Source organism: Streptomyces sp. NPDC031554 (genome assembly GCF_055580685.1).
Window position 1 is genome coordinate 365,106 of record NZ_JBVIKX010000002.1, and the last position, 23,524, is coordinate 388,629.

General features: G+C 74.0%; 21 protein-coding genes and 2 pseudogenes. 14 read left to right on the forward strand and 9 right to left on the reverse strand.

All coding sequences use genetic code 11. The features are described from left to right. Nucleotides 1-100: 100 nt before the first annotated feature. From ACZ5FU_RS07065 to ACZ5FU_RS07075, 3 genes are read right to left on the reverse strand one after another with little or no spacing between them, the layout of a single operon-like run. Nucleotides 101-967, reverse strand: coding sequence for a hypothetical protein (locus ACZ5FU_RS07065; RefSeq protein ID WP_451529296.1), 867 nt, complete (start codon nucleotides 965-967; stop codon nucleotides 101-103). Beyond that, nucleotides 967-2,229 (reverse strand): VWA domain-containing protein, encoded by a 1,263-nt coding sequence (locus ACZ5FU_RS07070; RefSeq protein ID WP_451529295.1) that lies wholly within the window; start codon nucleotides 2,227-2,229, stop codon nucleotides 967-969. The genes ACZ5FU_RS07065 and ACZ5FU_RS07070 overlap by 1 nt, the downstream gene beginning before the upstream one ends. Before the next feature lie 57 nt (nucleotides 2,230-2,286). Beyond that, complete coding sequence (locus tag ACZ5FU_RS07075; protein WP_451776875.1) at nucleotides 2,287-3,894, reverse strand: IucA/IucC family protein; 1,608 nt, start codon at nucleotides 3,892-3,894, stop codon at nucleotides 2,287-2,289. 155 nt (nucleotides 3,895-4,049) lie between these two features. On the opposite strand from ACZ5FU_RS07075, the gene ACZ5FU_RS07080 reads away from it, so the two are divergent. From ACZ5FU_RS07080 to ACZ5FU_RS07095, 4 genes and pseudogenes are all read left to right on the forward strand, one after another. Further along, on the forward strand, nucleotides 4,050-5,573 hold the full coding sequence (locus ACZ5FU_RS07080) for an IucA/IucC family protein (protein ID WP_451529293.1): 1,524 nt from the start codon (nucleotides 4,050-4,052) through the stop codon (nucleotides 5,571-5,573). 79 nt (nucleotides 5,574-5,652) lie between these two features. Next, the gene (locus ACZ5FU_RS07085) at nucleotides 5,653-5,919 is read left to right on the forward strand and encodes a hypothetical protein (RefSeq protein ID WP_451776872.1); all 267 of its coding nucleotides are present in this window, start codon (nucleotides 5,653-5,655) and stop codon (nucleotides 5,917-5,919) included. 196 nt (nucleotides 5,920-6,115) lie between these two features. Then, nucleotides 6,116-7,030, forward strand: a complete 915-nt coding sequence (locus ACZ5FU_RS07090; RefSeq protein ID WP_468645117.1) for a HipA family kinase — start codon at nucleotides 6,116-6,118, stop codon at nucleotides 7,028-7,030. A gap of 155 nt (nucleotides 7,031-7,185) precedes the next feature. Then, nucleotides 7,186-7,405: pseudogene (locus tag ACZ5FU_RS07095) on the forward strand (Rdx family protein); the annotation flags it as partial. Between the two features lie 36 nt (nucleotides 7,406-7,441). Here ACZ5FU_RS07095 and aceB read toward each other — a convergent pair. Further along, nucleotides 7,442-9,073 (reverse strand): malate synthase A, encoded by a 1,632-nt coding sequence (gene aceB / locus ACZ5FU_RS07100; protein ID WP_469045047.1) that lies wholly within the window; start codon nucleotides 9,071-9,073, stop codon nucleotides 7,442-7,444. 188 nt (nucleotides 9,074-9,261) lie between these two features. Further along, nucleotides 9,262-9,861, reverse strand: coding sequence for a nucleotidyltransferase family protein (locus tag ACZ5FU_RS07105; protein WP_451529289.1), 600 nt, complete (start codon nucleotides 9,859-9,861; stop codon nucleotides 9,262-9,264). 202 nt (nucleotides 9,862-10,063) lie between these two features. Here ACZ5FU_RS07105 and ACZ5FU_RS07110 point away from each other — a divergent pair, with 202 nt between their 5' ends. Further along, complete coding sequence (locus ACZ5FU_RS07110) at nucleotides 10,064-10,354, forward strand: DUF5955 family protein (protein ID WP_451529288.1); 291 nt, start codon at nucleotides 10,064-10,066, stop codon at nucleotides 10,352-10,354. Between the two features lie 190 nt (nucleotides 10,355-10,544). Here ACZ5FU_RS07110 and ACZ5FU_RS07115 read toward each other — a convergent pair whose 3' ends face one another. Together ACZ5FU_RS07115 and ACZ5FU_RS07120 are read right to left on the reverse strand one after the other, a co-directional pair. Next, on the reverse strand, nucleotides 10,545-11,087 hold the full coding sequence (locus tag ACZ5FU_RS07115; RefSeq protein WP_469045048.1) for a hypothetical protein: 543 nt from the start codon (nucleotides 11,085-11,087) through the stop codon (nucleotides 10,545-10,547). Nucleotides 11,088-11,693: 606 nt separating this feature from the next. After that, nucleotides 11,694-12,494 (reverse strand): IclR family transcriptional regulator, encoded by an 801-nt coding sequence (locus ACZ5FU_RS07120; RefSeq protein ID WP_451529281.1) that lies wholly within the window; start codon nucleotides 12,492-12,494, stop codon nucleotides 11,694-11,696. 321 nt (nucleotides 12,495-12,815) lie between these two features. On the opposite strand from ACZ5FU_RS07120, the gene allB reads away from it, so the two are divergent. Beyond that, on the forward strand, nucleotides 12,816-14,153 hold the full coding sequence (allB, locus tag ACZ5FU_RS07125; RefSeq protein WP_468645135.1) for an allantoinase AllB: 1,338 nt from the start codon (nucleotides 12,816-12,818) through the stop codon (nucleotides 14,151-14,153). A 55-nt stretch (nucleotides 14,154-14,208) separates the two neighbouring features. Continuing rightward, the gene (gene alc / locus ACZ5FU_RS07130; RefSeq protein ID WP_469045050.1) at nucleotides 14,209-15,324 is read left to right on the forward strand and encodes an allantoicase; all 1,116 of its coding nucleotides are present in this window, start codon (nucleotides 14,209-14,211) and stop codon (nucleotides 15,322-15,324) included. 192 nt (nucleotides 15,325-15,516) lie between these two features. On the opposite strand, the gene ACZ5FU_RS07135 is transcribed toward alc, so the two are convergent. Further along, nucleotides 15,517-16,263, reverse strand: coding sequence for an SDR family oxidoreductase (locus tag ACZ5FU_RS07135; RefSeq protein WP_451776858.1), 747 nt, complete (start codon nucleotides 16,261-16,263; stop codon nucleotides 15,517-15,519). Between the two features lie 162 nt (nucleotides 16,264-16,425). Between ACZ5FU_RS07135 and ACZ5FU_RS07140 the strand changes: the two are divergent. Further along, nucleotides 16,426-16,563: pseudogene (locus tag ACZ5FU_RS07140) on the forward strand (DNA-binding response regulator); the annotation flags it as partial. A gap of 130 nt (nucleotides 16,564-16,693) precedes the next feature. Here the strand turns inward: ACZ5FU_RS07140 and ACZ5FU_RS07145 are convergent. Next, entirely contained in the window at nucleotides 16,694-17,716 is a 1,023-nt protein-coding gene (locus ACZ5FU_RS07145) for a Gfo/Idh/MocA family protein (RefSeq protein ID WP_451529277.1), read from the reverse strand. Between the two features lie 130 nt (nucleotides 17,717-17,846). Here ACZ5FU_RS07145 and ACZ5FU_RS07150 point away from each other — a divergent pair, with 130 nt between their 5' ends. The 6 genes from ACZ5FU_RS07150 to ACZ5FU_RS07175 all read left to right on the forward strand — a co-directional run bounded on the left by ACZ5FU_RS07150 (nucleotide 17,847) and on the right by ACZ5FU_RS07175 (nucleotide 23,516). Then, the gene (locus tag ACZ5FU_RS07150; protein WP_451529320.1) at nucleotides 17,847-18,584 is read left to right on the forward strand and encodes a GntR family transcriptional regulator; all 738 of its coding nucleotides are present in this window, start codon (nucleotides 17,847-17,849) and stop codon (nucleotides 18,582-18,584) included. Nucleotides 18,585-18,803: 219 nt separating this feature from the next. Continuing rightward, entirely contained in the window at nucleotides 18,804-19,808 is a 1,005-nt protein-coding gene (locus ACZ5FU_RS07155; protein ID WP_451529276.1) for a sugar ABC transporter substrate-binding protein, read from the forward strand. Next, nucleotides 19,805-20,836 carry an ABC transporter permease gene (locus ACZ5FU_RS07160; RefSeq protein WP_451529275.1) on the forward strand — a complete coding sequence of 344 codons (1,032 nt, stop codon included), beginning with the start codon at nucleotides 19,805-19,807 and terminating at the stop codon, nucleotides 20,834-20,836. The genes ACZ5FU_RS07155 and ACZ5FU_RS07160 overlap by 4 nt, the downstream gene beginning before the upstream one ends. Then, nucleotides 20,833-21,642 (forward strand): ATP-binding cassette domain-containing protein, encoded by an 810-nt coding sequence (locus tag ACZ5FU_RS07165; protein WP_468645141.1) that lies wholly within the window; start codon nucleotides 20,833-20,835, stop codon nucleotides 21,640-21,642. The genes ACZ5FU_RS07160 and ACZ5FU_RS07165 overlap by 4 nt, the downstream gene beginning before the upstream one ends. Before the next feature lie 132 nt (nucleotides 21,643-21,774). After that, entirely contained in the window at nucleotides 21,775-22,926 is a 1,152-nt protein-coding gene (locus ACZ5FU_RS07170) for an ROK family glucokinase (RefSeq protein WP_451529273.1), read from the forward strand. Continuing rightward, a complete protein-coding gene (locus tag ACZ5FU_RS07175) occupies nucleotides 22,923-23,516 on the forward strand; it encodes a sugar kinase (protein WP_451529272.1) in 594 nt (197 codons plus the stop codon). The genes ACZ5FU_RS07170 and ACZ5FU_RS07175 overlap by 4 nt, the downstream gene beginning before the upstream one ends. Nucleotides 23,517-23,524: the final 8 nt, after the last annotated feature.

Consider the following 23,524-nt stretch of genomic DNA (forward strand, 5'->3'; position numbering starts at 1 on the left):
GCCCGGGAAGGAGCCGCGGCGGGCCCGGGAAGGAGCCGCGACGGGCCCGGGAAAGCCGGAAGGCCCGCGCGCGGCGGGCCTTCCGGGGGAGTAGCGGGCGTCAGACGCCCGGCGGTACCTGCCTCGGCCGTCCCGGACCGCGGGTCAGGACGTACCCGCCGATCCCGGCGAGGGCGGCCAGCACACCGCCGATCGCGGTCCACACCCAGCGGTCCGACCACCAGCCGGACGACCAGCCGTCGTCCGGTTCGATGCTCGACAGCACGGCGGAGGCCGACGATTCCTCGTCGTCCTCCGCCGCCGACGTCACGGCGATGCCCGGCACCAGGGGCTCGGCCAGGGAGCCGTCCACCGCCGCCGCGCCGCCGATGTCCTTCGACTCGACCCGCAGTTCGGCGTTCACCGGCAGACCGAGGTCGGCCGTCTTCAGGCCGACGACGGTCAGCCGGACGTAGTACGTGCCGGGCAGCGGGTCGTCGGCCCACGGCTCCGACCAGGCGCGGACCGTGCGCAGCACGCAGGCCAGCTCCACCGACGTGGCGCCGGGGGCGGCGGTGCGGGTCTGCGCGCCGTACTGGCAGGCCTGGCGGCGTCGCAGACCGTCGTAGACGTCGACCTGCCAGGTCTGGCCGGCGTGCTCCGCGGGGAGCTTCACCTTCGCCTTCACCGTGGGCCGTTGCTCCGCGTCGGCCGGGAACGACCAGTACAGGTAGTCGCCCGCGGAACCGCTCGCGGTCGCCGTCTCCCCCTGGTCGACCTCTGTCGCCGTACGGAACGACGTACCGGCGGTCGTGGGTGCCGAGCCGTCCTCCGAAGGGCTCGCGGACGGGGTGGAGTCGGCGGCGGCCGGAGCGGCCGCGAGACCGAGCGCCAGCAGGGCCGTGCCCAGCGCGCGGGTGAACCGCGTCCGGCCGGTCCCCGCCCGGCCGTCCCGCACCCCGCTGCTCAATGCCTTCTCGATCCGCATCAGTTGGTCCTCCAGACCGCGACACGCCAGCGTGACAGCCAGCCCCACAGCAGACCCGCCAGGAAGCCGGTCAGGATCAGGGCGCCGAGCAGCCACCAGCCGCGGCCGAGACCGAACGAGGCCACGTCGCTCGCCTGCGACGGCCCGTCGACCACGTCCACGGTCAGCTCCAGCGGCATGCCCGGCGTGGTCTTCACACCGGCGGCCGCCGAGTAGGAGTTGGTCACCTGCACGCACACCGTCTCGGCCGGCGCCCCGTCGTCGTCGCTCTCCGCCTTCGGATGGCGCAGACCGGTCGAGATGACGTCGGTACGGCCGTTGCCCGCCGCCTCACCGCGCACGATCTCCCGGCCGTGCACCGTGACCGCCCGCAGCAGCACCCCGTAGTCGGGGTTCATCGCCCGGTCCGCGGAGACGCTCACCGAGGCCCGCAGCTCCTTGCCCGGCTCCAGGTCCACGCGGTACCAGCGCTCCTGGCCGAACTCCTCGCGGTCCGTGTACAGGCCCGACTTCAGCGTCGGCGCCTTCGCGCAGGACTCCGCGCCCTGCACGGCGACCGGCGTCACCACCGGGTCGGCCGCCCGGTCCACCAACTGGCTCACCCGGTCGGTGAGTTCGTCGGTGTGCTCGACCGAGGTGTAGCTGCCTCCGGTGGCCTCGGCGATGCAGCTGAGCTGCTGCCGCATCTTCACGTTCGGCACCAGGCCGAGGGTGTCGATGGTCAGGCCGATGCCCTTGGCCGCTATCTCGCGGGCCACCTCGCACGGGTCGAGCGGGGCGCAGGTGTCCTCGCCGTCGCTGATCAGCACGATCCGCTTGGAGCCGGTGCCCCCGTCGAGGTCGCCGGCCGCCTTCAGCAGCGCGGGGCCGATCGGCGTCCAGCCGGTGGGGGACAGGGTGGCCACCGCGGTCTTGGCCTCGGTGCGGTCCAGCGGTCCCACCGGGTAGAGCTGCGCGGTGTCCTTGCAGCCCGTCTTCTGGTCGTCGCCGGGGTAGTTGGCGCCCAGGGTGCGGATGCCGAGAAGGACGTTCTCCGGGGTCGCGTCCAGTACCTCGTTGAACGCCTGCTTGGCCGCGGCCATCCGCGTCCCGCCGTCCATGTCCTTGGTCCGCATCGAACCGCTGACGTCGAGGACCAGGTCGACCTTGGGCGCATTGGCTGTGGTCTCGTCGGCGACCGCCCCGGCCGGGAACGCGAGCCCGGCCGCGAGCGCGGCGAGCAGGGCGCAGACGCCCGCCGCCAGCCGTTGTGTTCTGATCATCGGCGGATCCTATTGATCAGAGGTGTCCCGCTTCAAAACGGACCGGGACCGGCGGACTCAGAACGCGTGGCCCGCGAGCGGGTTGGGCAGCCGCGCCCACCGGTCCCCGGACACCTCCGGCGACAGCCGCATCAGCGTCAGCGCCTTCACCGGCACCGGCTCCTCGCGCAGCGCCCGCAGGTCCGGCGTGTCCGGCACCTCCGCCACGGCCGCCGCCAGCGCCGCGCCCAGCGCCTCCCCGCCGCCCACGGCGGCCGCCAGCGAGCCCGCGACCAGCGAGCCGAACAGCTTGCGGCGCAGGGCCGGCACGTCGTCCGTCAGGATCCTGGCCGGCAGCTCCGGTACCGCCACGCCGTGCCGGGCCAGCCGTGCCGGGCTGACCCGGATGTCGGCCAGGTCGCGGTAGACCAGCCGCACCGGCGCCCCCGACGCCGACAGCACGACCAGCAGGTTCTGCCCGTGCGCCTCCAGCGCCACGCCCTGCTCCAGCAGCCGCAGCCCCACGGTCAGGGCGAGCCGGGCGAACCGCGCCGACCAGGCGGGCGAGGACGGCAGCCCGGTGGCGGCGAGGGCGGCCACCGGGACGACCTGCTCGCCCGGCCCCGCGTACACGGCGGGCGACTCCCGCAGCACGGCCGCCAGGTCCGGGGAGTTCGCGGTGACCGCCCCGAGCGAGCGGGTCGTGTGCAGCAGGCCGTCCGTGCGTTCCGCCAGGCTCTGCGCGAACGCCGACAGGGCCGCCGAGGCGGCGACCGAACCCACCGAGATGTCCCGCACCGACGACGTGAGCCGGGTGCTCAACGCCGTCTTCACGTGCGGCCCGCCCGGCACCGCGAGCGTGCGCAGCGACATCAGCGGATGCGCGGCGAGGTGTTCCGCGCCCGACCGCTTCAGCACGTGCGCCGCCTGCCAGGGATGCACGGGGATCATCAGCCGTCCGCCGTCGCGCAGTCCGGCGGGCCACCCGCCCGACACGAGACAGTCGCCGGCCGGGACCGGCAGCAGGCCCAGCCGCACCGGCGGCGGCCGGTGCTCCGGCCCGTACGCCAGCTGCTCGGCCACCGAGAAGCCGGGTCGCGAACGGCAGTTGGGGTGGTACGGATGCCCGTCGACCACCCGCTGCTCCCATTCCCAGTCGTGCACGGGCCGTTCCCGCGGACGACGCTCCCCGACGTCCTGACCGGCGCTTTCCCGGCCGACGGATCCTTGGCCGACGGATCCTTGGCCGACGGATTCCGGGACGGGGGATTCCGGGACGGCGGGCTCCTGGTCGGCCCGCGACAGCGCCAACGACGCCGTGCTGTCCGCCAGTTCGGCGGCGAGGCCCTCACCGTGCGGCACGGCGAGGGCCGCCGTCAGCCGCGCGGGATCGTCGTACGCCGTCCCGTCCAGGTCGACGGCCCGCACCCGGTCGGCGGTCGCGTACGGGTCGCAGCGCGGGCCGTGCAGGCGGCGGCCGTCGGCGAGGCGCAGCGTCAGGCCGTCCCGGGACGGCTCCCGGCGCACGATCCACGGCAGCGGCTCGTGCGCGAGCGCCCGCCACAGGCGGGTCAGCACGGCCGCACGGGCGCCGGGCAGCTCGGCCGCGAACCGCGCGCCGAGCGCGGGACGCACGGCGGCGAGACCGGCGGCCAGCTCGGCCTCGGCGGTGGAGGGACGGTGCACGGGCGGGCTCCTCGGGTACGGGTCGGGCGGGGCGGATGCGGGTCGGGCACGGCGTCGTGCGGTCGAGTACCGGCCGGGCGCGGGCGGGACGGCACGGACGGGCCGCGACCCCGGCGATACTGATCTTCTCCGTCCGGAAGAACCGTAAGGAACCAGTGGAACGCGTGGACCTCATCCCCCCGGTCGACGGCCTCGCCGCGCGCGCCGACGCCCTCGCGGCCGCTCCGCTGCTGAACTGCCTGCTGCGGGAGGTCGCCGAACCGCACTCCGGGGACGGCCCGCGGCGGGTGTACCGGCTGCCCTCCGGCCGCCTGCTGCGGGTGCGCGGCACCCGGCGGCCCGCCGAACCCGAGGTGCGCGCGGACGGCGCCTGGCACCGGCTCGACCACCACGGCCTCGTCGGCCTGGTCGGCACGGAGCTGCAGCGTCACACCGGCCTGACCCGTCCCGGGCTGTCCGCCGAGATGCTGGACAGCAGGGACGCCGTCGCCGCGCTCCTCGCCGCACGCGCGCGTGCCGTCCCGCCCGAGGACCCCTACCTGCGCTCCGAGCAGTCCCTCCTCACCGGCCATCCCCACCACCCCGCCCCCAAGACGCGCGGCGGCGGCCCGCCCGGCGACTGGCTGCCGTACGCGCCCGAGGCGCACGCGCACTTCCCGCTGGTGCTGCTGGGGCTGCGCGAGGACACGGTGGCGGAGGACGGCGACACCGCCGCGCTGGACGCCCTCGGCGAGGCCCCGCCCGGCTACCGGCTGCTGCCCGCCCACCCCTGGCAGCTCGACCTGGCCCGCACCGCGCTCGCCCCCGCCTTCGCCGACGGCCGCCTGGTCCGGCTCGGCACCACCGCCTTCGACGTCTGGCCGACGGCCGCCGTACGCACCCTGTACGCACCCGGACGGGACCTGTTCCTGAAGGTCAGCCTGGACGTGCGCATCACCAACGACATCCGCCGGCTCTGGCGGCACGACCTGCTCGGGCTCCGCCGGACCGACGCGGCCGTCACCGGGGCCTTCGAGACCTTCGGGGCCTTCGGGGCGGCCGGCGGTGCGGTCCCCGCGGCCTGGCTCGGCGACCGCGGGTACCGCACCGCCGGCTTCGCCTTCGAGGAGCTCGCCGTGGTGGTCCGCGACGGGCTGCGCGCGCACGTGACGCCCGGCGCGACCCCGCTGCTCGCCGCCGGCCTCGTGGAGGGCTTCGAGGGCAGCCCGCTCGTCGGCGCGGCCGACCCGGCGTCCTGGTGGGAGGCCTACCTGCGCGCGGTCGTCCCCCCTGTGCTCGCCGCCTTCGCCGACCACGGCGTGGTGCTGGAGGCCCACCTCCAGAACACCCTCGTCGCCGTCGACGCCGCCGGACTGCCCGTCCAGGCCCTGTTCCGGGACGCCGAGGGCGTCAAGCTGCTGACCGACGTCGGGCGGGCCGCCGGCTGGGAGCGGCTCGTGTACTGCCTGGTCGTCAACCACCTCACCGAGATCGCCGCCGCCCTGGCCGAACACCACCCCGGCCTCGACCCCTGGCCCGCCGCCCGCCGCGAACTGGCCCGCCACGACCTCCCCGAGGCCCACGCCCTCCTCACGGCGCCCACCCTCCCCGGCAAGACCAACCTCCTGCTGCGCTGGACGGACGCGGACGGCGCCGACGCCCGCTACCTGCCCCTGCCCAACCCGCTGGCGGGTGACTGACCCGCACCACGAGGAGCGTGCCCCGCCGTCCGCGGCGACCGCGCCCACACTGCCGTCATACGCGTATTGCGGTGCCTTCGTGACGAAGACGCGCATCACCATCAGCTTGGAGCAGGGCCGGGCCGAACGCATCAGACGGCACGCGGAACGGGCGGGCATGGACGTCTCGGCCCATCTGGTGCATGCCGCGACGCGCCAGACGGCGGAGAGCGACGCCATGGAGGAACAGTTCGCCGAGGTGGACGCGCTCATCGCCCGGCAGGGCGGGAGCGGACGCGCAGGAAGCCCTGGGCGTCCCGGCAGGACGAGTCGCGCCTTTCGTGCGGGTCGTGCCCACGACCGATGAGGACGCTCAGGTGGTGGCCGTCGACCGTCCCGACGCGATCGGCCCGCGGCACCGGGCGCCGGTCGTGCCCGGGCACGGGTGCGGGGCTCGGCGGGGAGGAGTCTGTGCCACGCTTGGTCGTCACGGGTTCTCCGGGTTCCGGCACGAGGGAGCACACCCTGGAGGACGAGGCACACGAACTTTGGGGCCTGCGAACATGCTGAGAGAGGTCACCGCGACCCGCTACGTCGAGCCCCTTCGCTCCGGCGGCTCCGTCCCGGCCGTCGTCGAGGCCGACGACCTGGGGACGTACGTCGTGAAGTTCACCGGCTCCGCGCAGGGCCGCAAGGCGCTGGTCGCCGAGGTGGTCGTGGGCGAGCTGGCGCGGGCGCTCGGGCTGCGCTTCCCGGAACTGGTCCTGGTCCGCTTCGACCCGGCGATCGCCGACGCCGAGCCGCACCAGGAGGTGCGCGACCTGCACGCCGCGAGCCACGGCGTCAACCTCGGCATGGACCACCTGCCGGGCGCGCGGGACTTCACCCCGGAGGTCGCCGAGGTGTTCCCCGTGGACCCCCTGGAGGCCGGCCGGATCGTCTGGCTCGACGCCCTCACGGTCAACGTCGACCGCACCGTCCACAGCTCCAACCTGATGGTGTGGCCCACGCTCGGCACCGTGCCGCCGCGCCTGTGGCTGATCGACCACGGGGCCGCCCTCGTCTTCCACCACCGCTGGGACGGCTCCGACCCGGCGAAGAGGTACGACTTCCGCCACCACGCACTCGGCCGCTACGCCCCCGACGTCCGCGCCGCCGACGCCGAACTGGCGCCCAGGGTCACCGGGGAACTCCTGCGGCGGATCATGGCCGAGGTCCCGGACGCCTGGCTCCTGGACGAGCCCGCCTTCGCCGGTGCCGACGAGGCCAGGGCGGCGTACGTGGACCACCTCCACGCGCGCGTGCGGGCCTCCGCGGCCTGGCTGCCCACCGACTTCCCCACCGGGGACGAACTCGCCGCCGAGGAGGCCCGGCGGGCGGCGAGGACACGACAGGGACGGCCGGACTGGCTCAAGCGGGTCCCCGACCTGCACGGCAAGCCGGCCGCGGAACAGGACTGGTCGGTGCACCTCGGATGACGCGACCCCCGACGGAGGACCCCGTGAGGACGGAACCCCCGACGGCGGACGCACCGTCCACCAGGCCGTAAGCCCGGTCCGACGGGACGGGGACCCGGCCCGGCGGGCCGGACGCGCGGCGGGGCGGGAACGAGTACGGCACCCGGTGCCGCCGGCTGCCCCGCGCGGCCTGGCCGGCGCAGGAGCCGCTCACCCCGTTCGAGGCGGAGCCGGCCGAGCCGGCCCTCAGGCCCGGCACGGGCGGGGTCCTGGTGGTCCGGGTCGGCGGCGAGGTCGTCCGGGACCGCCGCGAGCAGGGTTTCCCGGAGCCGACCGCGGTCAAGCGGCTCGTCCGCGACCGGGCGGCCCCGGGGACGGTCCCTGGGCCACCCGGACGGGCCGGAACGAGTCGCCGGGGGCGCGCCGGGGGCGTCAGCCCTCCAGCTGCTCGTAGGCCGGCAGGGTGAGGAAGTCGGCGTAGTCCTCGTCGAGGGCGACCGACAGCAGCAGGTCGTGGGCCTGCCGCCAGTGGCCGGCCGCGAAGGCCTCCTCGCCGGTCTCCGCGCGGATCGCGGCCAGTTCGGCGGCGGCGACCTCGCGCGTCAGCTCCGGCGTCACCCGCACCGTCGCGCCGTCGCGCTCGACCTCGACACCCGCGTTGATCCACTGCCAGATCTGCGAGCGGGAGATCTCGGCCGTGGCCGCGTCCTCCATCAGGCCGAAGATGGCGACCGCGCCCAGCCCGCGCAGCCACGCCTCGATGTAACGGATGCCGACCTGCACGGCGTTGACGAGACCGGCGTACGTCGGGCGGGCCTCCAGGGAGTCGACGGCGATCAGGTCGGCCGCCTCGACGTGGACGTCCTCGCGCAGCCGGTCCTTCTGGTGGGGCCGGTCCCCGAGCACCCGGTCGAAGGACTCCATGGCGATCGGCACCAGGTCGGGGTGGGCGACCCAGGAACCGTCGAAACCGTCGTCGGCCTCCCGGTCCTTGTCGGCCCGGACCTTCTCGAAGGCGACCTTGTTGACCTCGGGGTCCCGGCGCGAGGGGATGAAGGCGGCCATCCCGCCGATCGCGTGCGCACCGCGCCGGTGGCAGGTGCGGACCAGGAGTTCGGTGTAGGCCCGCATGAACGGGGCGGTCATCGTGACGGCGTTGCGGTCCGGCAGCACGAACCTCGCGCCGCCGTCCCGGAAGTTCTTCACGAGGGAGAACAGGTAGTCCCAGCGGCCCGCGTTCAACCCGGAGGCGTGCTCGCGGAGTTCGTAGAGGATCTCCTCCATCTCGTAGGCGGCGGTGATCGTCTCGATGAGGACGGTGGCGCGCACGGTGCCCCGCGGGACGCCGACGTGGTCCTGCGCGAACACGAACACGTCGTTCCACAGCCGGGCTTCGAGATGCGACTCGGTCTTCGGGAGGTAGAAGTACGGTCCCTTGCCGAGGTCGAGCAGCCGCCGGGCGTTGTGGAAGAAGTACAGGCCGAAGTCGACGAGGGCGCCGGGGACCGCCCGGCCGTCGACCCGCAGGTGCCGCTCGTCGAGGTGCCAGCCGCGCGGGCGCACGACGACGGTCGCCAGCTCCTCCTCGGGCCGCAGGGCGTACGACCTGCCGGACCGCGGGTCGGTGAAGTCGATGTTCCCGCGGTACGCGTCGATCAGGTTGAGCTGGCCGCCGACGACGTTCTCCCAGGTGGGCGCGGAGGCGTCCTCGAAGTCCGCGAGCCAGACCCGCGCGCCCGAGTTGAGGGCGTTGACGGTCATCCGGCGGTCGACGGGGCCGGTGATCTCGACGCGGCGGTCCTCCAGCGCGGCGGGTGCGGGGGCCACCCTCCAGGAGTCGTCGGCGCGGATCGCGGCGGTCTCCGGGAGGAAGTCGAGCGTGCAGGTGCGGGCGATCTCGGCGCGGCGCTCCGCACGGCGGGCGAGGAGCTCGTCACGGCGCGGCGTGAACCGGCGGTGCAGTTCGGCCACGAAGGCCAGGGCCGCGTCGGTGAGGACCTCCTCCTGTCGGGGCAGGGGTCCGGCGTCGACGACGGCCGCCGGGGACGGCACGGGTGCGGACATGAGCGGTCACTTCCTTCGGCGAGCCTGGCACCGGGCGCCAGGAGACCCTGGTGGGGCGGGGAGCGCTCGGAGAGCGGACGAACGCTTTTGGCTGACGGATACTAGTTTCCCCATCGTGGAACTTCAATGATTTGTTGATGCCGGGACTCCTCGGACCGGGGCAGGGGCGGCTCTCCGCGCCGCCCCGCTCATTCGAGGTGGACCAGGTCCTCGACGGTGTCGACGTCGTACGGCCGTGCCACGTCCCCGCACTCCACCAGCCGGATCTCCTCCTCGTGGGCCGCCAGGTAGCCGCGTGCCCCGCGGTCGCCGGTCGCGCCGGCCGCGACGCCGGCCCAGTGGGCGGCGCCGAGCAGGACGGGATGCCCCCGCCTCCCGTCGTAGGCGGCGGAGACCAGCGACGTCTCGTCCTCGTAGGAGGCGAGCACCCGCGCCAGCGCCCGCTCCCCGATGCCCGGCTGGTCCACCAGGCAGACCAGCGCGGCCCGCGCCCCCGTCCCGGCCAGCGAGTCCAGACCCGCCCGCAGCGAACCGCCCATGCCCCGCTCCCAGTCCGGATTCACCACCACCGCGCACCCGTCGAGCCGCGCCCGCTCGCGTACGGCGTCGGCGGCGGCCCCCAGGACCACGTGCACGCGCGTGCAGCCGGCCGCGCGCAGCGCCTCCGCCGCGTGTTCGACGAGCGGGCGCCCCCGGTGCGTCAGCAGGGCCTTCGGGCGTCCGCCGAGGCGCCGCCCCCCGCCCGCGGCGAGGAGGACCCCGGCGACCCGGTCTTCCGTGTGCGTCATGAGTCCTGGATACCCGACGGAGCGCCGACCGCGTGCTGTCGCGGGGCTGGATTCAGGCCCCCGGTGTGGCGGAGCGGGCGCCGTGTGGCGTTTACTGGCCGGCGTCTTCGGTGAGCCTGACCGCCGTCACGAGGACGCCATGTACGGACGCGCGGGAACGCGCGTGGGGGGAACCGCGGTGCGGAGATCGGGACAGAGGCCGGTGACCGGCGGCGACGAGGATCCGAGGGTGGCGGAACTGCGGACCGCGGTGTCCCGGCTGCGCCGCGAACTCGCCGCGCATCCGGTCGAGTTCCCGGACCGGATCGTCGCCGAGGACGAACTCGCCGCGCTCGCCGCGATGGCGGCCCACGGCATCCCGGAGGCGCCCCGGCTGCGCCGCTCCCTGCTGCTGGTCGCGGGCGCGATCGGCTCGGTGAGCGCGCTGGCGCGGGGGCTGTCGGACGTACGGGACGCGGTGGAGCTGTTCGGGGAGCCGCCGGAGCGCGGGTGAGGAGCCGCCGGGCCAGGTCTCCTTCGGGGTGGGGGAGGGCGTCCGCCGTACGCCTGCGAAGGTGACGCTCCTTTGACGCACGGGGCCCAGCGGCGCCGGCGCGACGGCGAGTGAAACCGAAATCCGGTCCGGCCGCCCGGCCGATCGGAGTCGGGTGCCGAGAGGGCCTCGGACGCGGGCGCCCACGCACTCAGGGCCTGAGGAGTCGATCGAACTCCGTCACCTGCGTGCCGTGGCGCGTTCTCGTGTTCTCCAGGACGGCCGCCTTAAGGACATCGGTGTGCACGTCGGCGACGTCGCGGGGAGAGGTGACCTCGGGCGTGTGCTCGTAGTTCCAGACGACGGCGTCAAGGAGGACCGGTGCCGTGAACCGCCATCCCCGCAGCAGGATCACCTGGGAGATCGCCGGATAGGGCGTGTGGACCGGATCGCCCAGCCAGCCGAGGAGCGCGGGCCGCAGGACACTGAAGTCCACACCGGCCCTGCCCAACGCCCGCAGGACGGCGGGAGCGAGAGGCGGCCCGTTGCGGTCCGGGTCCAGCCCGACGAGCTCGCCCCACAGCCGCACCGCGTCCACGACGGTCGCCCGCGCGTCACGTGCCCTCCCCTCCTGGTCGAATGCCTCGGCGGCGGCGAAGAGTTCCCGCGCGAGTTCGACCGACGCCGCCTGCGGGCCGTCGCTCTCGTCCCGCCCAAGGACGTGCGCCGACCCCGCCGCCGTAGGCAGGGCCACCGCGACCAGGGTGGCCAGCAAAGCGCGTCGGCGGGTCGTTTTCACCCACCGCCTGCTCGACGACGTGTCGATGGCGGCCGCACCGAGGTGCCCGAGCGGCATCTCGGGCGACGACGGCGTCCCTGTGGAACCGGGACGGGGAGCAGTGGTGCGGGCGGGGCCGGACGGTTCAGTCCCGTGATCGCTCCCAGCGCCTTCGCGGAGTCGGCAGAGCGGTCGCCGGGGACTTCGTGAGGGTTGCCCCGGCGTCGATGGGAAAGGCGGCGCCCAGCGATGGCCAGGGGGAGACCGTGGTGGGCATCTCCACGGCGGACACGGCCCCCTGGAGCCGACGTGCATCCGGCTCGTCCGCCACCACGACGTTCCTGCCGCAGGGGACTTCTCCCGGCGCACGGTTCTCCTCCCGGCTGATCGCGCCCGTGACTGACAGCACGTCACACGTAGCGGCCTGCCGTCTCGAGAGGGCGTTTGCGGCGACCGGACCGAGGTGACGGCCGACGCCGGTGGGGCGACGGGCTCGGTGCGGTGACCGGGCCGAAGCGACGGCCGGTGTCGGTGCCGGTGCCTGTGCCGGTGCGGTGGCCGGCCCGGCGTCGTGGCCGGGCCTCAGGTCGCCGCGCCGCCCGGTTTCGACAGCGCCTCGGACAGTTCCCGGGCCGCCTGCTGGAGCACCGGCACGATCGTGCCGGTGGCGGCCTCGGTGACGCGGCCCGCCGGGCCGGAGACCGAGACGGCCGCCGCGGTGGGGGAGCCGGGCACCGGCACCGCCAGGCAGCGCACGCCGATCTCCTGCTCGTTGTCGTCCACCGCGTAACCGGTGCGGCGGACCTCCTCCAGGGCCGCCAGGAAGCCCTCCGGGGTGGTGATCGTCCGGTCCGTCGCGGCCGGCATGCCGGTGCGGGCGAGCAGCGCGCGCACCTCGGCGTCCGGCAGGCCCGCGAGCAGGACCTTCCCCACACCCGTGGAGTGCGGCAGGACACGACGGCCGACCTCGGTGAACATCCGCATCGAGTGCTTCGAGGGCACCTGCGCGACGTACACGACCTCGTCGCCGTCCAGCAGCGCCATGTTGGCCGTCTCGCCGGTCTCCTCGACCAGGCGGGCCAGGTGGGGGCGGGCCCAGGTGCCGAGCAGCCGGGCGGAGGACTCGCCGAGACGGATCAGCCGCGGACCGAGCGCGTAGCGGCGGTTCGACTGCTGGCGGACGTATCCGCAGGCGACCAGGGTGCGCATCAGCCGGTGGATCGTCGGCAGCGGGAGCCCGCTGCTCGCGGACAGCTCGCTGAGGCCGACCTCCCCGCCCGCGTCCGCCATCCGCTCCAGCAGGTCGAAGGCGCGCTCGAGGGACTGGACCCCGCCGCTGCTGGACTTGGCGGAGTCGGTGGTGCTGGCCCTGGACGTCGGCACGGCGCGTTCCTTTCGAAACCGGCGGGAGGGGCTGAAGCCTACCCGGCGGCCGGCCGACCCCTCGCTGGCGCGGGACGATCCCCCCGGAGGCCGGAACGTTGATTTCGCTCCGCGGAAAAGTCCAGGACGGCGGCGGTGGAAGCGTGGTGGGGAAGGGACTCTTGACGGCGCGACGGCCGGGAGTGAAGACTCCTTCAACAGAACGTTGAATTTTGTTTCGGGGAGGTTGCGCGGGGCCCGCCCCCGAGCGCGTCCCCGGCCTCCTTCCGTTTCCCGGAAGCGAACGCCGGCAGAAGGGAACGCCGGCAGAGAGGGGCCCGGGTGCCCGACGCCGAACTGGTACTGCGCTCGACACGCGTCATCACCCCGGAGGGCACCCGCGCCGCCTCGGTCGCGGTGTCCGCCGGCACGATCACGGCCGTACTCCCGTACGACGCCGCCACGCCGTCCGGCGCCCGGCTGGAGGACCTCGGCGACGACGTCCTGCTGCCCGGCCTCGTCGACACGCACGTCCACGTCAACGACCCGGGCCGCACCGAATGGGAGGGCTTCTGGACCGCCACGCGCGCGGCGGCGGCCGGCGGCGTCACCACCCTCGTCGACATGCCCCTCAACTCCCTCCCGCCGACCACGACGGTCGGCCACCTGCGCGCCAAACAGCGGGCGGCCGCCGACAGGGCGCACGTCGACGTCGGCTTCTGGGGCGGCGCCCTGCCCGACAACGTCGAGGACCTGCGCCCCCTGCACGACGCCGGTGTCTTCGGCTTCAAGGCCTTCCTCTCCCCGTCCGGCGTGGAGGAGTTCCCCCACCTCGACCAGGACCGGCTGGCCCGCTCGCTGGCCGAGATCGCCGGGTTCGACGGCCTGCTCGTCGTGCACGCCGAGGACCCGCAGCACCTCGACGCCGCCCCCCGGCGGGGCGGGCCCAGGTACGCCGACTTCCTCGCCGGCCGTCCGCGCGACGCCGAGGACAGCGCCGTCGCGCACCTCGTCGCACAGGCGGAACGCCTCCACGCGCGCGTGCATGTCCTGCACCTGTCCTCCGGCGACGCGCTGCCGCTGATCGCCGCCGCGAAGGCCGGGGGCGTGCGCGTCACGGTCGAGACCTGCCCGCACTACCTCACCCTCACCGCCGAGGAAGTGCCCGACGGCGCCAGCGAGTTCAAGTGCTGCCCGCCCATCCGCGAGGCCGCCAACCAGGACCTCCTGTGGCAGGCCCTGGCCGACGGCACCATCGACTGCGTGGTCACCGACCACTCCCCGTGCACCGCCGACCTCAAGACCGGCGACTTCGCCACCGCCTGGGGCGGCATCTCCGGCCTGCAGCTCAGCCTCGCCGCCGTCTGGACGGAGGCGAGGCGGCGCGGCCACGGTCTGGAGGACGTGGTCCGCTGGATGTCGACGCGCACGGCGGCCCTCGCCGGCCTCGACCGCAAGGGCGCCGTCGAGGCCGGCCGGGACGCCGACTTCGCGGTCCTCGCGCCCGACGAGACGTTCACCGTCGACCCGGCGACCCTCCAGCACCGCAACCGCGTCACCGCCTACGCCGGCAAGACCCTGTACGGCGTCGTGAGGTCCACCTGGCTGCGCGGCGAACGCATCCTCTCCGACGGAGAGTTCACCGCCCCGAGGGGCCGCCTCCTCACCCGCGGCCACTGACGCCCCCCGCACCCGCCCGCGCGCGGCCGACCCCCGAAAGGAACCCCTGATCACCGTGACGGCGATCCCCCGCTTCACCGGCGACGCGAACCCCTACGGCGGCGGCGACCCCTACGCGGACTACCGCACCGCCGACTTCCCCTTCACCCGGTACGCCGACCTCGCCGACCGGCGGCTCGGCGCCGCCGTCGTCGCCGCCGGCGACGAGTTCTTCGCCCAGCGGGAGAACCTGCTGCTGCCCGGTCCCGCCGAGTTCGACCCCGGGCACTTCGGGCACAAGGGCAAGGTCATGGACGGCTGGGAGACCCGCCGGCGCCGCGGTGCCGGCGCCGAGCACCCGTGGCCGGCGGACGACGACCACGACTGGGCGCTGGTCCGGCTCGGCGCGCCCGGCGTGATCCACGGGATCGTCGTCGACACCGCCCACTTCCGCGGCAACCACCCGCAGGCGGTGTCGGTCGAGGGCGCCTCGGTACCGGGCTCGCCGTCGCCCGAGGAACTCCTCGGGGACGACGTGAAGTGGACGACGCTGGTCCCGCGCACCCCCGTCGGCGGCCACGCGGCGAACGGCTTCGCCGTGTCGGTCGAACGGCGCTTCACGCACCTGCGGGTCAACCAGCACCCCGACGGGGGCATCGCCCGCCTCCGGGTGTACGGCGAGGTCGTCCCGGACCCCGAGTGGCTCGCCGTCCTCGGCACCTTCGACGTCGTCGCCCTCGAGAACGGCGGGCAGGCCGAGGACGCCTCCGACCGCTTCTACTCACCGGCCGCCAACAGCATCCGGCCGGGACGCTCCCGCAGGATGGACGACGGCTGGGAGACGCGGCGGCGCCGGGACCGGGGCAACGACTGGATCCGGTACCGGCTGGCGGCGCGGGCGGAGATCCGGGCGCTGGAGATCGACACGGCGTACCTCAAGGGCAACAGCGCCGGCTGGGCGGCGGTGTCCGTGCGCGACGGCGAGTGCGGGGAGTGGCGGGAGGTGCTGGCGCGCACCCGCCTCCAGCCGGACACCAACCACCGCTTCGTGCTCCCCGCCCCGGTGGCGGGCACGCACGCGCGCGTGGACATCTACCCGGACGGAGGCATCTCGCGCCTGCGCCTCATCGGCTCCCTGACCGAGGACGGCGCGGCGGCCCTTCGGACCAGGCACCGGGAACTGGGCGGCTGAGCGGACGGGCGTCCGGCCCGTCCGGGGAAGGGGGGCGGCGGCCTCCGGCCCCGGAGGGAGGAAGGGGCGGCGGGGCGACACCCCGCCGGTCCCCGCCGGCGGGATCTCACCGGTCACCCGGCGGGATCCCGTCCGTCCGCCCGCGGCGGGATCCCGCCGGTCCGCCCGTGGCGAGTCCCCGCCGCGGGCGGCTCACGCCGCGTGGCCGCCGTCCACCGCGAACTCCGCCCCCGTCACATAGGCGGCGCCCGCCAGGTGGGCCACCGTCGACGCCACCTCCGCCCCCGTCCCGAACCGCCCCAGCGCCGTCAACGCCGCCTGGCCCGCGGCGTACGGCCCGTCCGCCGGATTCATGTCCGTGTCGACGGGCCCGGGATGGACGAGGTTCGCGGTGATCCCCCGCGGCCCCAGCTCCCTGGCGAGGCCCTTCGTCAGCCCGACCAGCGCCGACTTGCTCAGGGCGTACAGCGTCGCCCCGGGCCCCGGCACCCGCTGGACCATGCAGCTCCCGATCGTGATGATCCGCCCTCCCGCCGTCATCCGCCCCGCGGCCTCCCGCGAGGTCAGGAAGACGCCCCGCACGTTCACCGCGAGCACCCGGTCCACGTCGGCGAGCGACAGGTCCTCCAGCGGACCGAGCACCCCGATCCCCGCGTTGTTCACCAGCACGTCGAGCCCGCCCAGCGCCTCGGCCGCCGCCCCGACCGCGCCCGCGGACTCCGCGGCGTCCGCCGCGTCCGCCCGCAGGGCCACCGCCCGGCGCCCCAGCGCCTCGACGGCCCGTACGACGCCGTCGGCGGCCTCCTTGCCGTTCACGTACGTCAGCGCCACGTCCGCGCCCTCGCGCGCCAGCCGTACCGCCGTCGCCGCGCCGATGCCGCGGCCGCCCCCGGTCACCAGGGCCACCTTGCCGTTCAGTGTCTTGTCCGAAGTGGTCATGGGTCCATTCCAGCGCCGGACGCCCCGCCCCCGCTGGCGGCGGACGGACGTCGACCTCGGCCCCGGACGGACGTCGACCTCGGCCGGCGGACGGACGCCGGCCCGGCCGGGGCGGGGTGGCACTGTTGCGCGGTGTGGCTGCGCCGCCGCCTGCCCGTCGGCCTCGCCCCCGCGCTGTTCATGAGCGTCGCCACCGTCAAGACCCACGTCTCCCGCGTCCTGGCCGGGCTCGACCTCGACAACCGGGTGCAGATCGCCCTGCCGGCGTACGACGCGGGACTGCTGGAGGACGACGAATGACGACGAACCCGTCGGCGGGGGAGGGCACCCGGGGGCCGTCCCGTTCGCACCCCGCGCACGTGCCGCCGGCGCACGACTTCGCGCACCCGCACCCGCACGCGCCGTCGGCGCACGACGCGAGCGCCGCCCGCTACGCCCCCGTCGTTTCCGGTGCGCCCGGGATCTCCGTCAGCGACACCGCCCTGCGCTCGCGGCGGGACACCTCGCAGGCCTCGGCGATCCGCAGGGCCTGCAGGGCCTCGCGGCCGTCGCAGGGGTTGACCCGCCCGCCCCGCACGACATCGACGAAGGCGATCAGCTCCGCCTCGTACGCGGGCCCGAAGCGCTCCAGGAACCCGGTCCACGGCTTGTCGGCCGCCGGCGGCCCGGTCGGCTCGGTGGAGGCGATCGGCGTGCGGTCGTCGAGTCCCACCACGACCTGGTCGAGTTCCCCGGCCAGCTCCATGCGGACGTCGTACCCCGCGCCGTTCAGCCGTGTCGCCGTGGCCGTGGCGAGGGTGCCGTCGTCGAGGGTGAGGACCGCGGCCGCGGTGTCGACGTCTCCCGCGGCGCGGAACATCGCGGGCCCGGCGTCCGATCCGGCGGCGTACACGTCGGTCACCTCCCGCCCGGTCACCCAGCGCAGGACGTCGAAGTCGTGGATCAGCGCGTCCCGGAACAGACCGCCGGACACCGGCAGCCACGCGGCGGGCGGCGGTGCCTGGTCGGAGGTCACCGCGCGCACGGTGTGCAGCCGCCCGAGCCGGCCCGAGCGGACCGCCTCGCGGGCGCCCGTGTACCCGGCGTCGAAGCGGCGCTGGAACCCCATCTGGAGGATCGTTCCGGCGGCCTCCACCTCGGCGATCGCCGCCAGGGTGCCGGCCAGGTCCAGGGCGATCGGCTTCTCGCAGAACACCGGCAGCCCGGAGCGTGCCGCCCGGCCGATCAGTTCGGCGTGGGCGGAGGTCGCGGTGGTGATCACCACCGCGTCCACGCCCCACCGGAAGATCTCCTCGACCCCGGGCGCGGCCGTCTCGCCCAGCCGCAGCGCGAGCTCCGCCGCCCGCGCGGGTTCCGTGTCCGTCAGGATGAGGGATCCCACCTCGCGGTGACGGCTGAGTGTGTTCGCATGAATGGTGCCGATGCGGCCCGTCCCGATGACCCCGATGCGCATGGAATCAAGGTGACGTCGGAGCCCCGTACCTGTCAATGCATTTGTCCGGACAACCGGACTACACGACTTCCCGTCAACCGGCCACGGAGTTACGCTCGAGTCCGTGCCCAGACCAGAGGTGGACCCTACCGTGCAGCTCGAACTCCGTGTGGACCGAAGCTCTCCGGTGCCGTTGTACTTCCAGCTGTCCCAGCAGCTGGAGGCGGCGATCGAGCACGGAGAGCTCACCCCGGGCAGCCTGCTGGGCAACGAGATCGAGCTGGCCGCCCGGCTCGGCCTGTCCCGCCCGACCGTCCGCCAGGCCATCCAGTCCCTCGTCGACAAGGGCCTGCTGGTCCGCCGCCGGGGCGTCGGCACCCAGGTCGTGCACAGCCAGGTCAAGCGCCCCCTGGAGCTCAGCAGCCTCTACGACGACCTGGAGGCGGCCGGCCAGCGCCCCACGACGACGGTCCTGGTCAACACCGTCGTCCCCGCCTCCCCCGAGGTCGCCGCCGCGCTCGCGGTGACCGAGGGCAGCGAGGTGCACCGCGTGGAACGGCTGCGGCTCGCGCACGGGGAGCCGATGGCGTACCTGTCCAACCACCTCCCGCCCGGCCTGCTGGACCTGGACACCGCCCAGCTGGAGACCACGGGCCTGTACCGGATGATGCGGGCGGCCGGGATCACCCTGCACAGCGCCCGCCAGTCCATCGGCGCCCGCGCCGCCACCGCCGCCGAGGCCGAGCGCCTCACCGAGCCGGAGGGCGCCCCGCTGCTCACCATGCGGCGCACCACCTTCGACGACACGGGCCGCGCCGTCGAGTTCGGTGACCACATCTACCGTCCCGCCCGTTACTCCTTCGAGTTCCAGCTGCTCGTACGGCCGTAGCGCCCCTCATCCGTACGGCCGTGGCGCCCCTCGTCCGTGCGGCCGTGGCGCCCTCTCCAGGAGCCGTCCTCGTCGCATTGTCCGGACAATGCGGCGGACTCGCGGTCCCCGGTCATGAGACGTGTGGTCCCCGTGTTCGATACTGGGGCGTTTGCGTCCGGTGGGAGAGAACGCCAAAGGCGCGCGTACGGCGGCACACGGCAAGAAGGGCACGGCCTCGTGGCACGGTTTGGGACCTGGACAGGGATCGCGTTGGCGGGGGTGCTCTGCGTCTCCCTCGCGGGGTGCAGCAGCACCGGGGGGAAGCGTGCCGAGGATGCCCGCAAGGCCGCGGCCGCGCAGGGCCGGGCGGCGGTCGACACCCCCCGCTGGACCTTCGCGATGATCACGCACTCGGGCGACGGCGACACCTTCTGGGACATCGTCCAGAGCGGCGCGAAGCAGGCCGCGCTCAAGGACAACATCAACTTCCTGTACTCCCACGACGACGAGGCCCAGCAGCAGGCGCAGCTCGTCGACGCGGCGGTCGACAAGAAGGTCGACGGCATCATCGTCACCCTCGCCAAGCCCGACGCGATGAAGGCGGCCCTCGCCCGCGCCCGCGCGGCCGGCATCCCCGTGATCACGGTGAACTCCGGCTCGGCGGAGTCGAAGGCGTTCGGCGCGCTCACCCACATCGGCCAGGACGAGACGATCGCCGGCGAGGCCGTCGGCGAGGAGCTGAACCGGCGCGGGAAGAAGAAGGCGGTCTGCGTCCTGCACGAGCAGGGCAACGTCGGCCACGAGCAGCGCTGCGACGGCGTCGCCAAGACCTTCACCGGCACGGTGACCGACCTCTACGTCACCGGCACCAACATGCCCGACGTGCAGTCGGCCATCGAGGCCAAGCTCCAGGCCGACCCGTCGGTCGACGCCGTCGTCACCCTCGGCGCGCCGTTCGCCGACACCGCGGTCAAGGCCCGGCAGGGCGCCGGCAGCAAGGCCGAGATCGACACCTTCGACCTCAACGCCAAGGTGGCCGCCGGCCTGGCGGACGACACCCTCGGCTTCGCCGTCGACCAGCAGCCGTACCTCCAGGGCTACCAGGCCGTCGACCTGCTGTGGCTGTACAGGTACAACGGCGACGTCCTCGGCGGCGGCAGGCCCGTCCTGACCGGGCCGCAGATCATCACGAAGGACCAGGCGGACGAGCTGGCCGCGTACACCGAGCGGGGCACCCGATGAGCGCGGTCGCGCCGGACGAACGGCTGCTGCGGGTCTCCCCGCTGCGCAGGCTCCTCGGCCGCCCGGAACTGGGCTCGGTGGTCGGCGCGCTCGCGGTGTTCGTCTTCTTCGCCCTCGCCGCCGACAGCTTCCTGCGCGCGAGCAGCCTCAGCACGGTCCTGTACGCGTCCTCGACCATCGGCATCATGGCCGTCCCGGTCGCCCTGCTGATGATCGGCGGCGAGTTCGACCTCTCGGCCGGCGTGATGGTCACGTCCTCGGCGCTGGTGTCGTCGATGTTCAGTTACCAGATGACGGCCAACGTCTGGGTCGGCGTCGGCGTCTCCCTGCTGGTCACCCTGGCCGTCGGCGCCTTCAACGGCTTCATGCTCACCCGCACCCGGCTGCCCAGCTTCATCATCACGCTCGGCACCTTCCTGATGCTGACCGGCATGAACCTCGGCTTCACCAAGCTGATCGACGACACCGTCTCGACGAAGACCATCGCCGACATGGAGGGCTTCCCCAGCGCCCACGACGTCTTCGCGTCCACCCTGACCGTCGGCGGCGTCAACTTCAAGATCACGATCCTGTGGTGGTTCGCCCTGGTCGCGGTGGCCACCTGGATCATGCTGCGCACCCGCGCCGGCAACTGGATCCTCGCCGTCGGCGGCAACCAGGACGCCGCCCGCGCGGTCGGCGTGCCCGTCGGGAAGACCAAGATCGGCCTGTACATGGGCGTCGCCCTCGGCGCCTGGATCTCCGGCCAGCACCTGCTGTTCTCGTACGACGTGGTCCAGTCCGGCGAGGGCGTCGGCAACGAGCTGATCTACATCATCGCCGCCGTCATCGGCGGCTGCCTGATCACCGGCGGCTACGGCAGCGCGGCCGGGTCGGCGGTCGGCGCGCTCATCTTCGGCATGACCAGCAAGGGCATCGTCTTCGCCGAGTGGAACCCCGACTGGTTCAAGTTCTTCCTCGGAGCGATGCTGCTCCTCGCGACCCTGCTCAACGCCTGGGTCCGCAAGCGCGCGGAGGCCGCCAAGTGACACCGACACCGACACCGACGCCGACCGACGACCGCACACCGCTCGTCGAGCTGTCCGACGTCGGCAAGCACTACGGCAACGTCCGCGCCCTCGAGGGCGTCTCCCTGCAGGTCCACGCCGGCCGCATCACCTGTGTCCTCGGCGACAACGGCGCGGGCAAGTCCACCCTCATCAAGATCATCGCCGGTCTGCACGGCCACGACGGCGGCACCCTGAGCCTCGACGGCGAGGAGACGCGGCTGTCCTCCCCGCGCGAGGCCCTGGACCGCGGCATCGCCACCGTCCACCAGGACCTGGCCGTCGTCCCGCTGATGCCGGTCTGGCGCAACTTCTTCCTCGGCTCGGAACCCCGCAAGGGCGTCGGCCCCTTCAAGCGCATGGACGTCGACCTCATGCGCCGCACCACCCACGCCGAACTCCTGCGCATGGGCATCGACCTGCGCGACGTGGACCAGCCCATCGGCACCCTCTCCGGCGGCGAACGCCAGTGCGTCGCCATCGCCCGCGCGGTGTACTTCGGCGCGAAGGTCCTGATCCTCGACGAGCCGACCGCCGCCCTGGGCGTCAAGCAGTCCGGCGTGGTCCTGAAGTACGTGGCCGCCGCCCGCGACCAGGGCCTGGGGGTCGTACTGATCACCCACAACCCCCACCACGCCTACCTGGTGGGCGACCGGTTCGTGCTGCTGCGGCGGGGGACCATGGCGGGAAGCCACACGCGGGACGAGATCACCCTGGAGGAGCTGACCGAGCAGATGGCGGGCGGCAGCGACCTGGACGCCCTCCGCCACGAGCTGCAGCGTCCCTGAGGGGCGCGTGACGGTGCCGGCGCGCGGCCCCGCCGCACGGGCCGCGCCACGCCGCGAAGGCGCCGCACGTCACGTGCCGCTTCCCCCCTCCCCGCCCCCGCGAGACGTGAGCGTGAGGCAGAATCGGCCACGATGAGCACCTACCGCGACCTCACCGCCCCCATCGGTTCCCGCCGGGCCGCCGCGCTGCGCACGGTCGGCACCCGCGAGCGCCGCTCCCACCTGACCGCACCCCGGGTGCCCACGGTCGGGATCGACATCGGCGGCACCAAGGTGATGGCGGGCGTCGTCGACGCGGACGGCAACATCCTGGAGAAGGTCCGCACGGAGACCCCGGACAAGTCCAAGAGCCCCAAGGTCGTCGAGGACACGATCGTGGAACTGGTCCTGGACCTGTCCGACCGGCACGACGTGCACGCGGTCGGCATCGGCGCCGCCGGCTGGGTCGACGCCGACCGCAACCGCGTCCTGTTCGCCCCCCACCTGTCCTGGCGCAACGAGCCGCTGCGCGACCGCATCGCCGACCGCCTCGCCGTGCCCGTCCTCGTCGACAACGACGCCAACACCGCCGCCTGGGCGGAATGGCGCTTCGGCGCGGGCCGCGGCGAGGACCACCTCGTCATGATCACTCTCGGGACCGGCATCGGCGGCGCCATCCTGGAGGACGGCCAGGTCAAGCGCGGCAAGTACGGCGTCGCGGGTGAGTTCGGCCACATGCAGGTGGTGCCCGGCGGCCACCGCTGCCCGTGCGGCAACCGCGGCTGCTGGGAGCAGTACAGCAGCGGCAACGCGCTGGTCAGGGAGGCCAAGGAACTGGCCGCCGCCGACTCCCCGGTGGCGTACGGGATCATCGAGCACGTCAAGGGGCAGATCGGTGACATCACCGGCCCGATGATCACCGAGCTGGCCCGCGAGGGCGACGCGATGTGCATCGAGCTGCTCCAGGACATCGGCCAGTGGCTCGGCGTCGGCATCGCCAACCTCGCCGCCGCCCTCGACCCGTCCTGCTTCGTGATCGGCGGCGGCGTCTCCGCCGCCGACGACCTCCTCATCGGCCCCGCGCGCGACGCCTTCAAACGGCAGCTCACCGGACGCGGCTACCGTCCGGAGGCCCGGATCGTCCGCGCCCAGCTCGGCCCCGAGGCCGGCATGGTCGGCGCCGCCGACCTGGCCCGCCTCGTCGCCCGCCGCTTCCGGCGCGCCAAGCGCCGCCGCGTCGAGCGCCACGAACGCTACGAGCGGTTCGCGGAGGCCGCCCGCCGCACCACCGGGGACACCGCGTGACGGCCGCCCTGTCCCACCGTCCCGCCTCCCCGGACGAGCCGTCCCGCCCGCCCGAGACCCGCGGCCACGTGATCCGCCGCCGCGCGCTCACCCTGCTCATCATCGGGCTGCTCATCGGCGTCCCGGCCGGCTACCTGGTGATCTCCGCCAACCAGAGCCGCGACAGCGGCAAGGACAAGGAGGCCAAGTACTCGGCGACCGGACTCACCGAGGCCTGGCCGTCCAAGGTCCAGCAGCGTCTCTACCAGGTGCCGGTCCCGCACCCGTCGAACAAGGTCGCCTACTACGAGACGAACAACTGGCGGACCAGCCGTCTCTACGTCCAGTTCCAGACCACGCACGCGGGCCTGGACGCCTTCCTCGCCGAACTCGGCTACAGCCGGTCCGACCTGGAGAAGGACGACATCACGATCGGCGAGCGCGACCGGGACGTCACCGGCTGGAAGTTCTCCGGATCCGGCTCCCGGCCCGGCGACTACTACGGCTTCGTCCGCAGGCAGAAGGACCCCCAGCCCACCCAGGACGTGGTGGTGAACACCGGCAACCCGATATTCCCCATGGTGTACGTCGTCTCGCGCACCGTCCCCTAGGGACCCCG